This is a genomic window from Devosia sp. SD17-2 (genome assembly GCF_029201565.1).
Taxonomy (GTDB): domain Bacteria; phylum Pseudomonadota; class Alphaproteobacteria; order Rhizobiales; family Devosiaceae; genus Devosia.
The window spans coordinates 1,671,128-1,685,007 of the sequence record NZ_CP104002.1; the positions used below are offsets into that span (position 1 = coordinate 1,671,128).

The following is a 13,880-nucleotide window of genomic DNA, read 5'->3' on the forward strand; positions in this document are numbered from 1 at the left end:
AGGAAAAGACAGGCGTTCGACGATAAACATTTGTGGTCATCGCGCCGGGCGGCATGGCACCGTGCCAATCGCTCGGCTAGGCTCGGGCGAGGAGATTGGGGGAGAAGACCATGAGCATCACGAGAGCGCGTTTCGCCGAGCTTGTCGGCCTTGCAGAGCCACAGATTTCCCTTCTGTCGCACCGCGTTGAGGACATGGGCGACTATACGATCGAACATCTCCGCTTCCGTCTCGGCGAAGAGGAGGTGCGCGGCATTCTCACCCGGCCGAGCAGAGAAGGTGGGCGCCACCCGGCAATCCTCTACGGTCATTCCCACGGCGGGGGTTATGCCATCGGCGCTAGGGAACTTCTCGATGGCCGCGAATATCTCCTTGATCCGCTGGGTCCGGTCTTTGCCCGCGCCGGCTATGTTACCCTTTGCATCGACATGCCGATCTTCGGGCAGCGCGCCAGCGTCAGTGAAAGCTTTGCGGCCAAGGCGTTGCTTTGGCATGGCAAATCGCTGTTCGGGCAGATGCTCTCGGACCATGCCGCGGCACTGACCTATCTCGCCGGTCGCGACGATGTCGACGCCAGCCGGATCGGCGCGTTCGGGATTTCCATGGGGTGCGCGCTGAGCTATTGGCTGGCCGCGCTTGATCCGCGCATTGCCGCCGTCGCCCATCTCTGCTGCTTTGCTGATTTCCGCACCATGATCGAGCTGGGCGCGCACGACGGCCACGGCATCTATCTCACCGTCCCGGGCCTCTTGAAGGAGACCGACTGCGGGGGGATTGCTGCTCTGGTCGCGCCGCGCCCGCAATTGGTCTGCATCGGCGAGGCCGACAATCTGACCCCACCGGAAGCCGTCGCCCGCGCCTGGTCGGAGCTCGCACCCGCTTATGCGAAAAATCCCGAGATGCTCGAGAAGATCAGCGAGCCCGACGTCGGCCATCGCGAGACGCCGCGCATCCGGGAAGCCGTTCTCGCCTTTTTCGGCCGCCATCTCGCGGCGACCACCTGAGGGCTAGGCCTGATCGGTAGAGAGGGTCGTGGGATGGGCGTGGTCGCCCGCAGCATGGGTCGGCCGCGCCACGCCTGCGGCCCGGCCTGTCCGTGCCAGCAGGATCACCGGCAGGATACCGATCAACACCAGGATCAGCGCCGCCAGCGCCGCATCTTCATAGGTGCCCCGCGCGGCCTCGCCGTAAAGCAGCGTGGCCAGCGTTTCAAAATTCAGCGGCCGCAGCAAAAGGGTTGCCGGCAATTCCTTCATGCAATCCACGAAGACCAGCAGCCCCGCGGCGACAATGGCGGTGCGCGAGAGCGGCAGGTGGATATGCAACATGGTCCCGGTTGCGCTCTGGCCCAGTGTGCGCGAGGCATGATCGAACGAGGGCGGGATGCGGCTGAGGCCCGCCTCGATGCCGCCGGTGGAAATGGCGAGGAAGCGCGCGGTATAGGCGTAGACCAGCGCAACGCCCGAACCGAGCAACAGCAGCCCCGTCGACCAGCCAAAATTCTCGCGGAAAAAGCCGTCGAGCGTCCTGTCAAACGCCGCAACCGGCACGAGAATGCCAATCGCCAAGACAGTGCCTGGCACGGCGTAACCGAGCGTCGCGATACGGGCGAGCGCGGCGCTCAACCGACCGGGTCGCAGCCGCCCGGCATAGGCGGTGGCAAAGCCGAGCACCAGCACCACCAGCATGGCAATGGCCGAAACGCTGACGGTGTTGATGGCGGCGCGCACCAGCGGCGCCGAGAGCCCGGCGAATTCGAGCCGTCTCACTGCCGCGACGATGAGATATAGAGCCGGTCCGGCAAAACCGATGAGGATCGGCGTCAGGCCCAGCCCCAGGGCGACCAGCGCCTTCAGCCCTGTCAGTTTCTCGGGAGTCATGGCCCTTGCCCGCTGCGCATTGGAAGCAAAGCGCTGATTGCGCCGCGCCCAGCGCTCCATGACGAGAAGAGCGATCACGATGACCAGCATGGCCAGCGCAATCTGCGCCGCGCCGGCCAGATCGGTGCGCACGATCCAGGTCGTATAGACCGAGGCCGTCATGGTGCGGATGCCAAGGAACTGGGCCGCGCCCACGTCATTGAGCACTTCCATCAGCACCAGCGACACGCCGACAGCAATTGCCGGCCGCGCCAGAGGGAGGGCGACACGCCAGAACACGGCATTGCGGCTGACTCCCAGCGTGCGCGACACTTCTACCAGATTGGCAGCCTGGGTGAGGAACATCGCCCGGGCGGTGAGATAGACATAGGGGTAGAGCACAAAGCCGAAAACAAGGATCGCGCCCCACATGGACCGGATGTCGGGCAGGCGGAATTCTCGTGGGCTCGAATAGCCGAGAATGTAGCGCATCGCCCCCTGCACCGGGCCGAGCGGGCTTAGAATGTCGAGATAGGCGTAGGCCATGATATAGGTCGGCACCGCCAGCGGCAGCAGCAGCGCCCATTCGATCACGCCGCGCCCCTTGAAATCATAGGCCGACACGATCCATGCCGCGCCCGTGCCGACGCAGGTGGCGATGATGCCGGTGCCGACCAGCAGCACAGCCGTGTTCCAGGCCGATTGCGGCAGCACATGAACCAACACATGTCCCCAGAGCGCGCCGGTGTCGGCGAAAGCCGTCAGCGCGATCGTTGTGATGGGCAAAAGCGCAAGGGCCGCGGCGGCAAGAGCCAGCGCGGTCCAGGGGTTGATGGCGATGTAGGGCCGACGCGCGGTGCGTCCCAAGGCAATCTGGCTCATGGGAAAAGTCTGCGGCGGGCGAACCCGCCGCAGTGTCGGTTCAATTGAAGGTGTCGAAATTGACTTCGTCGACCAGCTCGCTGGCGCGGGTCCGATAAGGCAGGACCTCGGTCAGCGCCATGCTGTCGGGCGTCAACGTACCGATGCCGGCGATGATCGGGTGTACTTCGGCCTTGGCGTTGACCGGGTGCTCGAAATTGGCCTCCGCATAGAGCTTCTGGGCCGGCTCGGAGACGAGATATTCGAGAAGCTTGACCGCTTCGTCGCGATGCGGCGCATGAGCGGCCACGCCGGCGCCGGAGATGTTCACCAGCGTTCCACCATTTTCGAACGTGGGCAGGATCACCTTGATCGCATCGGCCCATGCCTTCTGCTCGTCGCCACCGGCGCCGCTGGTCATCAGCCCGTAGTAATAGGAGTTGGCAACGGCGATGTCACAGATGCCGGCCGCGATGTCGCGGGCCCCGTCACGGTCACCACCAGCGGCAACGCGGGCCTGATTGGCCTTGACGCCTTCGAGCCAGGTGCGGGCCTCTTCCTCGCCATGCTTGGCGATATAGGCCGCGATCATTGCCGTATTATAGGGATGCTGACCCGAGCGGATGCAGAGACGGCCGCGCCATTCCTCATCGGCCAGTTGCTCATAGGTGATGGCGTCGAGATCGAGGTTCTTGGCGGCGTAGACAACGCGCGCGCGGCCGGACAGGCCGAACCAGTTGCCGTCGGGATCACGCAGGGATTCCGGGACAGTTGCCTCGAGGATGTCGGACTGCACCGCCTGGGTCAGGCCGGCATTGACCAGGTCGATAAGCGCGCCGAAATCAACGGTCATCAGCAGATCTGCCGGGGAGCTTTCGCCCTCCGCCTTGACGCGCTCGATCAGCCCGTCCTGCAGGAATACGGTATTCACCTTCACACCGGTCTCGGTGGTGAACGCATCGAGGATGGGCTGAATGAGGCCCGGCTCGCGCGTGGTGTAGATATTGACCTCCTGGGCCAGGGCCGGCACGGCGCAGCCCAGAACCAAAAAGCTCGCGGCGCTCAGAATTCCTGCAATTCTTGTCAAAATAGTCTCCTCTTGGTGCACAGCATCAAGGGCGGCGGAGGCCTGTTTTCGCGCCCATACCGGCGCATTACTCATGCCTGACTTTTGAAGTCAAGTAATATTCGCGCAGATTAGAACTGTTCTAACCTTTTGAATGTGCTGAACTATTTGGCCTATACTTGGCCTTTGGGTATGACGATGACGTCACTTGGGTCCAGCTTGATGCTGACCATTGCGCCGGGCTCTGCCTGGTGGCGGGCCGTGGTGCGCATTACCAGGGGGCGCGGGAGCCCTGCGAGCTCCAGGCTCCATTCCTCGATCTCGCCCAGCAATTTACGCGAGAGGATCTTCGCCTCGACTCCGTCGCCGCCCATGCTGAGGGCGCGGGGCCGCACGAAGACATCCGCCGGTCCGGGCAGGGCAGGGGCCGAGATCCGGCCGAGCGGGGTTTCGAGCCACTCCCCGTGGCGCTGCGAGGGCAGGTGATTGACCTGTGAGAAGAAGCCGGCCGCATAGGCGGTGTGGGGCGTGGCATAGATTTCTTCGCCAGTCCCGGCCTCAATGACTTCACCGCGGTGCATCAGTACTACCTTGTCGCCGATCGCCAGTGCCTCTTCCGGGTCATGGGTCACGATAATGGCGGTGGTACCCAGCCCGCGCAGCAGGGATATGGTTTCGGCCCGGATATCGTCGCGCAGCCCGCGGTCGAGATTGGAAAAGGGTTCGTCCATAAGGAGGATGCTGGGCCGGGGGGCGAGGGTGCGCGCCAGCGCAATGCGCTGCTGCTCGCCGCCCGACAGCATATGCGGATAGCGGTTGGCGAGCGGGCCAAGCCCCAGGCGGTCGATAATATCGTCAACCCGCGCGGCGGCCTCGCTCCGGCTGAGATGTTTCAGGCCGAAGCCGATGTTCTGGCGCGCCGTCATATGCGGGAAGAGGGCATAGTCCTGTAGCATCAGCCCGACGCTGCGATGCTCGGGCTCGACGAAGATGCCGTCGCCGCACACCTGTTCTCCGCCGAGGACGACGCTGCCACCGTCGATATCCTCGATGCCGGCGATCACGCGCAGCAGGGTAGACTTCCCGCACCCCGAATGGCCGACGAGACAGACAATCTCGGCCGCATCGATGTCGAGCGAAACCGCGTTGAGCGCGGCGACCTTGCCGAAGCGGCGCGACACATCGCGGATGGAAAGAATTGGCGTGAGCTGTTGCATGACGGAGTAGAGCCCCGCTTGTCCCTATTTTGTCAAGAAAGGCGATAGCCGCGCGCCCGTCCGAAGATCGGGGAGCGAGGCTCTGGCTGCGGCGGCGGGGCGACCCCAAATCTGCCCGTGAATATCTGGATAAACCAGACCAGGCGCCGCCTTCGCGGGCTTGTGTCGGGCCATTGCGTGTGCCCTCCTCGATGGGACGCCTGAGGGGGAGTTTTCGTGGAACGCGGAGTATTTTTGGCCCTGCTGGCCTATGCCTTCTGGGCCTTTGCCGACGCCTTGATCAAACAGCTTGGAAAGACGATCGGGGTGTTCGAGGTGGGCCTCGTGCTCACCAGTATCAGTCTTGGGACGGCGCTGGTGCTGAAGCCGCGCGAGGAGAAGGTGCGCGACGTCTTCCGCCTACGTCATCCCTGGCTCATGCAGGGGATCGCGACCCTACGCGTCATCTCCGGCGTGTCGCTCACCTATGCTTTCATGACGTTGCCATTGGCCGAAGCCTATTCGCTGGGCTTCCTCATTCCGGCAACCAGCACCATCCTCTCCGTGATCTCTCTCAAAGAAGATGTTCGGGCAGAGCGCTGGCTCTTCATCGCGATCAGTTTCGCCGGAGTTCTGTTGGTGGTGCGACCGGGGTTTGGCGAACTGCAATGGGGGCATCTGGCCATGGTCGCCTGCGTCGTCGCGCATGCCGCCTCCTCGACGCTCACCCGTTTCGTCTCCAGCAACGAGCGGAGGATCAGCCTTCTCATCGTGCCGCCGATTTATACTGTAGCCTTCAACCTGGTGATGGTTCTCATCCTCGGGTTCCAGGTGCCAAATCTCACCGAGGCTGCGCTGATGGTCGCCTGTGGTGTGTTCGGCGGCGTCGGCTCGGTGCTCTATATCAACGCCATCTCGACGGCCCCGGTCAGCCGGGTTGAGCCAATGAACTACAGCCAGATCGTCTGGGCGCTGGTGCTGGGCGCGTTCTTCTTCAACGAGATCCCCGACACGCTCGCGATCGTGGGCATGGTGGTTGTCGTGCTCGGGGGCATAGGCGCCATCTACGCCGACAATCTTAGAGCGCGATGGACCCGCATCCGGGCTGCGTAGGCGGGTCAGCCTGAACACGGCCCCCTCAAAAACAAAGATCCCCGCTCTCGCGGGGATCGTATCGTTCAACGCTGGAGCTCTTGATTAGCCGAAATTGGCCAGATCCTGCACGCCGCGGTGGAAGCGGGCGAGCTTGGCGTAGAAATCTTCGAGAATGTAGCGGATGTCGATCGAGTCATAGACCTTGATCGGACGGTTTTGGCCGTTGTGGATGTAGTGCATGTGCGGGCTGAACTCGGGCGCCGGACGCCACTCGTAGGTGCCGCCCATCGGGTTGAGGATCACCGACAGCGAGGGTGTGTCGCCGAGCGAACGGTGCTCGATCGGGCCCTGATGCACGCGAAGGTTCCAGTCGATCAGCTGATCGACGAGATATTTGCCGATCGGGCCCTTGTCCTCGCAGCGCTCCTGCAGCTCGGCATAGCTCACCGCCATCATGCGATAGACGGTGGACGGGATCTGCCAGACCTGAACGTTCGAGCGCATCACCACATTGGCGGCGGCAATGTCGTTCATCAGGTTGAATTCGCGACCGCCCGAGGGCCAGACGCCGCCACCGATCCAGACACAGATGACGTTCCGCTCGTTGAGCCGCGGCTCCATCAGGATGGCCGAGGCCATGTCGGTCAGCGGCCCAAGGAAAGCGACATAGAGCGGACGGTCGTCGTCCTTCATTGCCTCATCGATGATCAGCTGGGCGCCGGGCGAGGGCACGGCGGTCTGCTCATCCGGCAGGGCCTTCGGCGCGCCATTGGCGACCGGGATACGGCCTTCAAGGTCCATCAGCTTGAGCAGATGATCGATCTCGACGCGGCTGTCCTCCATCGAGGTCTTCGAGCGGTGATCGCCGAAATGGGCGGCGATGATGCCGTGGAAGTCGAAGGTCGGGGTCAGGAGCGCATGAACGATGGTGAACTGGTCGTCAGCTTCGTTCTTGGCGTCTGTATTGAGGATCAGACGGGCGCGCTTTTCGCGGGGTAGAGTGGTCATTCCTGCTCTCCGAGTGCGCCGAAGAGGGCCTTCTGCGCGATTTTCATGGCGCCGATGGCGTCGTGGCGGCTCTGGGCTTCCTGCAGAGCGTCGAAGTCCAGGCGATCAAGACCCTTGGCTGCGGCCTTGAGGAAATCGATGGCGTGGGTCGCGGTGGCGACACTGTCCTCGCGGAACGGGAACTGATCCAGCTGCCAGACGCCTTCCCACTTGTTCTTCTTGAGCACGTAGAAGAACTCGAAGAGTTCGAGCGGATGGAGGCTCCCGGCGACGAGATCGTCGTCCCAGGCGCGATAATTGTCGTTCACGTCCATCCCGAAGAGGCGGCCATGGTCGATGGCGAGCTGGGCCGAGTCGGCAGCAGATTCACCGCCCATGATGGCGTGGCCGAAGTCGAGCAGGATGCCGACGTTCGGCAGGCCGATCTTCTCGATGCCCAGAATGGTGCGGGCAACCGAACCAAAGCTCATGCGCACGCGGGGTTCGCGCGGCTTGTATTCGATGACGAATTTGAGGTCCGGATTCTCGGAGGCGAGCTGGCCGACGCCGTCGAGCGAACGCTGCCACTGGGTCGAATAATCGACCTGGAAGGGGTAGTCCCAGCCGTCCTGACCGGGCCACAGCTTGACGTAGTCAGCCTTGTGGAAGCGGACGACGTCGCAGGCGGCAGTGATCAGCTCATGCGCCTTGCGGCGGATGCCGGCGTCGGGGTTGGTGAAGGCGCCCTTGACGAAGTCGCGGGTGTAGATTTCCGGCGTGATGCCGATGACCGAGAGATTATTGCGATCGAGCACTGCCTTGATCTGGGCGTCCGAGAACTCGCCACCAAAATAGGGCCAGTTCAGATCGACGACCGAAAGGTCCTTCACCTGGCCGGCAATGTCGATGGCCTCGATGATGTTGCGCGGCAGGCCGTAGCCGTCGGTGGCATAGCGGTCAAGATAGGTGGCAAAGTGCCAGATACCGGCGCCGAAGCGGGGTGTGGTCATAGGGTTCCTCCGGAATTCTGTAGATCGTGTCGGCCTGCTGCCAGCGTCTGCTGCATTGCGGACTGCCAGCGTTGGCGATGTGTAATGCGCTTATCGTCGTCCATCGCCGGGGAGAAGTGCCTGGCAGCGGGAACGCCGGGCATGGAAATGCCAAGAGACGAGAAGGCGAGGGCGGCGGCGCCCAGCGCGCTGACTTCGGGCGCGGCGGCGACGGCAACCGGGCGGCCCAGAATGTCGGACTGGAACTGCATCAAGAGACCATTGCGCGAAGCCCCGCCATCGGCGCGCAACTGGCCGAGCGCCTCGCCCATATCGGCTTCCATGGCCGAATAGACGTCCGACACCTGAAAGGCGATGGCTTCGAGCGCGGCCCGTGCCAGATGCGCCGGCTTTGTACCGAGGGAGAGGCCGGTGATGGTGCCGCGTGCATCGGATCGCCAATAGGGCGCGCCAAGACCCACGAGTGCCGGCACAAATGCCACGCCATTGCTGTCGTCAACGGTTTCGGCCAGTGCCGACAGTGCAGCCGCGTCGGCGAGGCCGAGCAGTTCAGCGGCAAAGGCGGCGGTCTGCCCGGAAACCGAAATATTGCCCTCGAGCGCGTGGAACACCGTGCCGCCCTGGCTCCAGGCGATGGTGCTGGAAATGCCATGGCTGGAGCGGACGCGGCCTGGCGTCAGCGCCATAAGCGAGGTGCCAGTGCCATAGGTGGCCTTCACGGTGCCGGGCGCGCGCACGCCATGACCGAAGAGGGCAGCGTGGGAATCGCCAATCATGGCGAGGATGGGCGTTCCGGCGGGCAGGGCGGTTGCGCCCTCTGCCGTGTCGCCAAAGCGCGTATCGGAGAATTTGACCTCAGCGAGCATGGACTGCGGCACGCCGAAGAGGGCACAGAGCTCAGCGTCCCAGCTGAGCGTGTCGGTGTTGAAAAGCTGCGTGCGCGAGGCGTTGGAATGGTCGGTGGCATGCACAGCGCCGCCGGTGAGCGACCACAAGAGCCAGCTGTCCACCGTGCCAACTCGAAGCTTGCCCTCTTCAGCGCGAGCCCGCGCGCCGGGAGTATTGTCGAGCAGCCAGGCGATCTTGGCGGCCGGGAAAAGCGGGTCGAGCGCGAGGCCGGTTTTGGCTTCGATCGCCTCCGCATGCCCGGCGTCGCGAAGGGCATCACACTTCGGGGCCGACCGACGGCACTGCCAGATGATGCAGGGGCCGATCGGTTCTCCGGTAGCTGTATCCCAGACGACGATAGACTCCCGCTGATTGGAAATGCCGATGCCGACGATCTCGGCATGACCCGCCTCAGCGACCACCGCAGCGATAACAGTCTTGACCCCATCCACCAGCGCCGTTGCCGATTGCTCGGCCCAGCTGGGGTGTGGATAGGTGACGATGTTGGGCACCGACGCCTGGAGATGGACGGTGCCGGCAGCATCGACCAGCAGTGCCTTGGTGTTGGTGGTGCCCTGGTCGATGGCGAGGATGAGGCCGGATGCGGTCATTTCTTGCGGGCGATGGTCTGGCGGACGGCGTCGGCGATGCCGGCTTCATTGAGCCCGAAATTGTCGAACAGCCATTCGGCCGAGCCTGTCGGCACAAAGCCGGGGAAGCCGAGGATGCGCATGGGCACGGGATTGGTGGTGCTCACCACCTCGGCCACGGCGCCGCCGAGCCCGCCGCGCACGGAATGCTCTTCCACGGTCACGATGGCGCCGGTGTCGATGGCGGCGGCGATCGCCTCTTCATCGAGCGGGTTGACCGTCGACATGTTGACGACGCGCACCGAAATGCTTTCGCTGGTGAGGGCCTTTGCCGCAGCAACAGCGCGATGGACGGTTGTGCCGTTGGCGATGATGGTGGCGTCGGAACCCTCAACAAGGGTCTCGGATTTGCCGATCTGGAATTTTGCCCCGGCGGGACGCTCCAGTGCCGGCACGGCCATGCGGCTGACGCGGACGAACACCGGGCCGTCATAGGCCGCGGCCGCCTTGATCGCCTCGGCCGTCTCCCAGGGGTCGGCCGGCACGATCAGCTTCAGATTGTTGAAGAGGCGCAGCCAGGCCAGGTCTTCGATGGAGTGGTGGGTCGGGCCAAGCTCGCCATAGGCGACGCCGCTCGACTGGCCGATCAGCTTCACATTGACATTGGAATAGGCGATGTCCGCCTTCACCTGCTCCAGCGCGCGACCGGTGATGAAGCACGAGGCCGCGGAAACGAACGGGATTTTCCCGCCGTTGGCAAGACCGGCGCCGACGGCCACCAGCGTCTGTTCGGCAATGCCGACATTGACCATGCGCTCGGGGAATTTCGTGCGGAAGCCGCCGAGTTTGGACGAGCCGACGCTGTCGCTGACCACGGTCACGATGCGCGGATCGGCTGCGGCAAGGGCCTCGATGGTCGAGGCAAAACTGTCGCGGCAGTCAAAAAGACCGGCTTTTGCAGGGGCTGCAGCGCTCATCAGACCAATTCCGCCATGGCTTGTTCAAACTGTTCCTGGTTGGGCACGCCATGATGCCAAGAGACATTATCGTGCATGAAACTGACGCCCTTGCCCTTGAATGTATTGGCAATGACGCAGAGCGGCTTGCCGCGTCCCCTAGGAGAGGCCGAGAGAACATCGAGCAGCTGGCCGTGATCATGGCCGTCGACCACTTCCACATGCCAGCCGAAGGCGCGCCACTTGTCATCCAGCGGATCGAGCGAAGCGGTGTCCTCGGTGCGTGCACCCTGCTGCAGGCGATTGCGGTCGATGATCAGGGTGAGGTTCTCGAGCTTGCGGTGCGCGGCGGTCAGCGCCGATTCCCAATTGCTGCCTTCCTGGAGTTCGCCGTCGCCGGTGAGCGCAAAGGTGCGGAAATCGGCATTGTCGAGCTGACCGGCAATGGCAATGCCCGTCGCGACCGGCAGGCCGTGGCCGAGCGGGCCGGTATTGGTCTCGACCCCCGGCAGATAATTGCGATTGGGGTGGCCGTTCAGCATGGAGAGCGGCTTCATGTAGGTGTTGAGGTCGGCCTCGGGAAAGAAGCCTGCACGGGCCAGAACGGAATAGAAAGCGCCGGTGCAATGGCCCTTGCTCATCACGAAACGGTCGCGGGCGGGGTCGCGTGGATTTGCCGGATCATGGCGCAGCACGCCGAAATAGAGCGTCGCCAAAATGTCGGCCGCGCTGAAATCCCCCCCTGGGTGACCTTGCCTGGCCTCATACACCATCTGGAAACTGCGGCGGCGAATCCACAGCGCCTGGGTGGCGATGTCGGCGACGCGGTCGATTTTCAGGGGTGTTGCTGGCGATGACACTTTTGTCTCCGGCGGACGACATGGGCGCTTGACCGATGTCTGGGGGCGGGGCTGATCATGCCAGAGCGAGCCAGGCTGATCGACAGGATGGTGCGGCGTTACTGTCACGCTGCGTCCTGATGATTGCTAACCTGCGATTTTCATTCGCGCAATGCTGAAATGTTTGGATTCTTGCGTTTTTTCTCGGTCTTGGTTCGAAGTGGCAGGTTTGATTATGCTGGCGTCGTGCATTGTGGGCCTGAAGTGCCCGTAAACTGGCGTTTATGGCCTAGTAGATTCTTTCGACCTGTCATTTTCTGCGGAACAGGCCATTGACACTCTCGTTATCCGACCATATCCGTAATTAATCGCAAAAAAATAACAAACTAAATTGCGATGCGCTGTGCGGGTATGCGCCAGTGGCGGGTGGATTCACGGTTGACCGGACATGGGCGGCGCCAGGCGGCTGTTGCCGGATGTTCGTGTGGGTTGGCTTGTCATCAAAGTGCCTGCTTTGCTGGACGACGCCAGTCACGCGTCGCCGGTGTGGAGGAAAGATATGAACCGGCTTGGCCGACTGTTAATGACGTCCGCGGTGGGCGCTCTCACGACCACCACCGCATTTGCGCAGGCGATGACCGACGTCGGTACGCCGCGCAGCGAAACCCTGATCGTGCAGACATTCGATGGTCGCGCGGCCAACCCAAGTGCCCAGAACCCGCTCAACTCCTACGCCATCTGGCGCGGCTTCCGTGAGCTGGGCTGGGGCTATCTCTGGGAAATGGATACGGCGACCGGCGTGTCCTATCCGGAAATGGCCGATGGCTTCCCGGAAGTTCTGAACGAAGAAAACACGCAGTTTCGCATCAAGATCCGCGAGGGCATCACCTGGAGCGACGGAGTCGAGTTCACCACCGACGACATCATCTTCTCGCTCGATACCGCCTTCAAATACCGCGACAAGCTGACCAACGTCGCCAGCGCGGTGGTGTATATCAAGAGCTACAAGAAGATCGACGACTACACCTTCGAGCTCGAGACGGTGAACCCGTCCTATGATCTGACGACGCGTTTCGGTGTCTATACCTGGGGCACCCCGTTCAACTGGGTTCCAAAGCACGTGTTCGAGCCGCTCGGCGACGAAGTCGTGACTTTCCAGAATGCGCCCGCCGTTACCCTCGGGCCCTACAAGATCAAGGAATTCGATCCCAACGGCTTCTGGCAGCTGTGGGAGCTGCGTGAAGACTGGCAGAACTCGTCCTGGGGCAATCTCGGAGAGCCCAAGCCGAAGTACATTCTCTACAAGGATTTCGGCGCTGAAGAGACCCGCGCGCTGGCCTTCGTCCAGAACCAGTACGACGTCGACACCTTTATGAGCCCCGACAGCATCGATGCTGCCAAGGCCCGCAATCCCAAGGTCGAAACCTTCTCCGCGACCTTCCCCTATCACGACATGAACGACGCCTGCTCTTATGGCGTCTACATCAACCAGCAGCGTGCGCCTTACGATATGCCGGAAGTGCGCTGGGCTCTCGCCTTGTCGCTCAACCTCTCGCAGGTGGGCATCAGCGCCATGAGCGGCCAGTTCAAGGCTGCGGCCCTGCCGCTGCCCGACACCCCCATCACCGGACCGATCTTCTACGACGCCAATCTCGAAGCGCTGAAGAACCTGACCATCGGCGATGGCTACAAGCCATTCGACACCGAGTTCAGCACAAAGCTCGTCGAGACCCTGGCTGCCCAGGGCATCGACCAGTCCCTGCTGCCGACCGGCGACGCCGTCAACGAAGGCTTCGGTGTGGGTTGGTGGAAGCATGATCCGGCAGAAGCTGAAAAGCTCCTCGCTTCGGTCGGCATGAAGAAGGGTTCAGACGGCTTCTACACGCTTCCCGATGGCTCGCCCTGGATGATCGAATTCGTCATTCCGGGCGACTGGAACAAGGTGCTGCAGCGTCTCGGCTTCTCGATTGCCGACAGCTGGCGCCAGGCTGGCTTCAACGTCAATGCGCGCCAGGTGGACAATGGTGAATTCACCACCGTCCAGAACACCAATGCCCGCAACGAGTTGGCAATCAACTGGTCCAACACCTGCGTGTACAACGCCAACTGGCTCGGCAACTGGAACCAGTTCCGCGAAAGCAACATCAAGCCGGCAGACTCCACCGATCCGCTGAGCGGCAACTATGCCCGCATCACCGATCCGAAGGTTCTGGCGCTTGTGGATGAAGGTGCTGCGCTGCCGCTCGACGATCCGAAGTTCGTCGAAAATGGCCAGAACATCGCGCTTCAGATCGCCAGCGAGATGCAGATCATCAACCTGATGAACATCCCGACCACGATCCCGACCAACAGCACCTATTGGACCAATTTCCCCAAGCAGGACAACTTCTACGCCGCTCCCTACACCTGGTGGAGCTCGTTCAAGAAGGCTGTGGTCTCCATCGAGCCGACCGGTCAGTAAACATCTGACGGTTTTGAAGCAGGGCGGCCGATCCCGGTCGCCCTGCAAATTTTCCGACGTCAAAGGATTTGC

11 protein-coding genes are annotated in these 13,880 nt (G+C 62.6%); 3 read left to right on the plus strand and 8 right to left on the minus strand.

Annotated features, from left to right (window positions below):
• Positions 1–110 precede the first annotated feature (110 nt).
• Entirely contained in the window at positions 111–1,004 is an 894-nt protein-coding gene (locus NYQ88_RS08135; RefSeq protein WP_275654437.1) for an acetylxylan esterase, read from the plus strand.
• A 3-nt stretch (positions 1,005–1,007) separates the two neighbouring features.
• On the opposite strand, the gene NYQ88_RS08140 is transcribed toward NYQ88_RS08135, so the two are convergent.
• The 3 genes from NYQ88_RS08140 to NYQ88_RS08150 form a co-directional block, all read right to left on the minus strand.
• Positions 1,008–2,741 carry an iron ABC transporter permease gene (locus tag NYQ88_RS08140; RefSeq protein WP_275654438.1) on the minus strand — a complete coding sequence of 578 codons (1,734 nt, stop codon included), beginning with the start codon at positions 2,739–2,741 and terminating at the stop codon, positions 1,008–1,010.
• Positions 2,742–2,781: 40 nt separating this feature from the next.
• Positions 2,782–3,798, minus strand: coding sequence for an extracellular solute-binding protein (locus tag NYQ88_RS08145; protein ID WP_275654875.1), 1,017 nt, complete (start codon positions 3,796–3,798; stop codon positions 2,782–2,784).
• A gap of 161 nt (positions 3,799–3,959) precedes the next feature.
• The gene (locus NYQ88_RS08150; protein ID WP_275654439.1) at positions 3,960–5,003 is read right to left on the minus strand and encodes an ABC transporter ATP-binding protein; all 1,044 of its coding nucleotides are present in this window, start codon (positions 5,001–5,003) and stop codon (positions 3,960–3,962) included.
• 216 nt (positions 5,004–5,219) lie between these two features.
• Between NYQ88_RS08150 and NYQ88_RS08155 the strand changes: the two genes are divergently transcribed.
• Entirely contained in the window at positions 5,220–6,095 is an 876-nt protein-coding gene (locus NYQ88_RS08155; RefSeq protein WP_275654440.1) for a DMT family transporter, read from the plus strand.
• 84 nt (positions 6,096–6,179) lie between these two features.
• On the opposite strand, the gene NYQ88_RS08160 is transcribed toward NYQ88_RS08155, so the two are convergent.
• From NYQ88_RS08160 to NYQ88_RS08180, 5 genes are read right to left on the minus strand one after another with little or no spacing between them, the layout of a single operon-like run.
• Positions 6,180–7,085 carry a nucleoside hydrolase gene (locus NYQ88_RS08160; RefSeq protein ID WP_275654441.1) on the minus strand — a complete coding sequence of 302 codons (906 nt, stop codon included), beginning with the start codon at positions 7,083–7,085 and terminating at the stop codon, positions 6,180–6,182.
• Positions 7,082–8,074: a TIM barrel protein gene (locus NYQ88_RS08165; RefSeq protein WP_275654442.1), complete on the minus strand. Its 993-nt coding sequence runs from the start codon at positions 8,072–8,074 to the stop codon at positions 7,082–7,084. Before NYQ88_RS08165 ends, NYQ88_RS08160 begins: the two co-directional genes overlap by 4 nt.
• A complete protein-coding gene (locus tag NYQ88_RS08170; protein WP_275654443.1) occupies positions 8,071–9,573 on the minus strand; it encodes an FGGY family carbohydrate kinase in 1,503 nt (500 codons plus the stop codon). Before NYQ88_RS08170 ends, NYQ88_RS08165 begins: the two co-directional genes overlap by 4 nt.
• Positions 9,570–10,529: a transketolase C-terminal domain-containing protein gene (locus NYQ88_RS08175; RefSeq protein WP_275654444.1), complete on the minus strand. Its 960-nt coding sequence runs from the start codon at positions 10,527–10,529 to the stop codon at positions 9,570–9,572. Before NYQ88_RS08175 ends, NYQ88_RS08170 begins: the two co-directional genes overlap by 4 nt.
• Positions 10,529–11,323, minus strand: coding sequence for a transketolase (locus NYQ88_RS08180; RefSeq protein WP_275654876.1), 795 nt, complete (start codon positions 11,321–11,323; stop codon positions 10,529–10,531). Before NYQ88_RS08180 ends, NYQ88_RS08175 begins: the two co-directional genes overlap by 1 nt.
• Before the next feature lie 583 nt (positions 11,324–11,906).
• On the opposite strand from NYQ88_RS08180, the gene NYQ88_RS08185 reads away from it, so the two are divergent.
• Positions 11,907–13,808 (plus strand): ABC transporter substrate-binding protein, encoded by a 1,902-nt coding sequence (locus tag NYQ88_RS08185; protein ID WP_275654445.1) that lies wholly within the window; start codon positions 11,907–11,909, stop codon positions 13,806–13,808.
• The last annotated feature ends 72 nt before the right edge of the window (positions 13,809–13,880 follow it).

Excerpts from the sequence above, each read along its gene's own strand:
- NYQ88_RS08135 (WP_275654437.1), top strand. The coding sequence starts at position 111 with ATGAGCATCACGAGAGCGCGTTTCGCCGAGCTTGTCGGCCTTGCAGAG.
- NYQ88_RS08140 (WP_275654438.1), bottom strand. The coding sequence starts at position 2,741 with ATGAGCCAGATTGCCTTGGGACGCACCGCGCGTCGGCCCTACATCGCC.
- NYQ88_RS08150 (WP_275654439.1), bottom strand. The coding sequence starts at position 5,003 with ATGCAACAGCTCACGCCAATTCTTTCCATCCGCGATGTGTCGCGCCGC.
- NYQ88_RS08160 (WP_275654441.1), bottom strand. The coding sequence starts at position 7,085 with ATGACCACTCTACCCCGCGAAAAGCGCGCCCGTCTGATCCTCAATACA.
- NYQ88_RS08165 (WP_275654442.1), bottom strand. The coding sequence starts at position 8,074 with ATGACCACACCCCGCTTCGGCGCCGGTATCTGGCACTTTGCCACCTAT.
- NYQ88_RS08170 (WP_275654443.1), bottom strand. The coding sequence starts at position 9,573 with ATGACCGCATCCGGCCTCATCCTCGCCATCGACCAGGGCACCACCAAC.
- NYQ88_RS08175 (WP_275654444.1), bottom strand. The coding sequence starts at position 10,529 with ATGAGCGCTGCAGCCCCTGCAAAAGCCGGTCTTTTTGACTGCCGCGAC.
- NYQ88_RS08185 (WP_275654445.1), top strand. The coding sequence starts at position 11,907 with ATGAACCGGCTTGGCCGACTGTTAATGACGTCCGCGGTGGGCGCTCTC.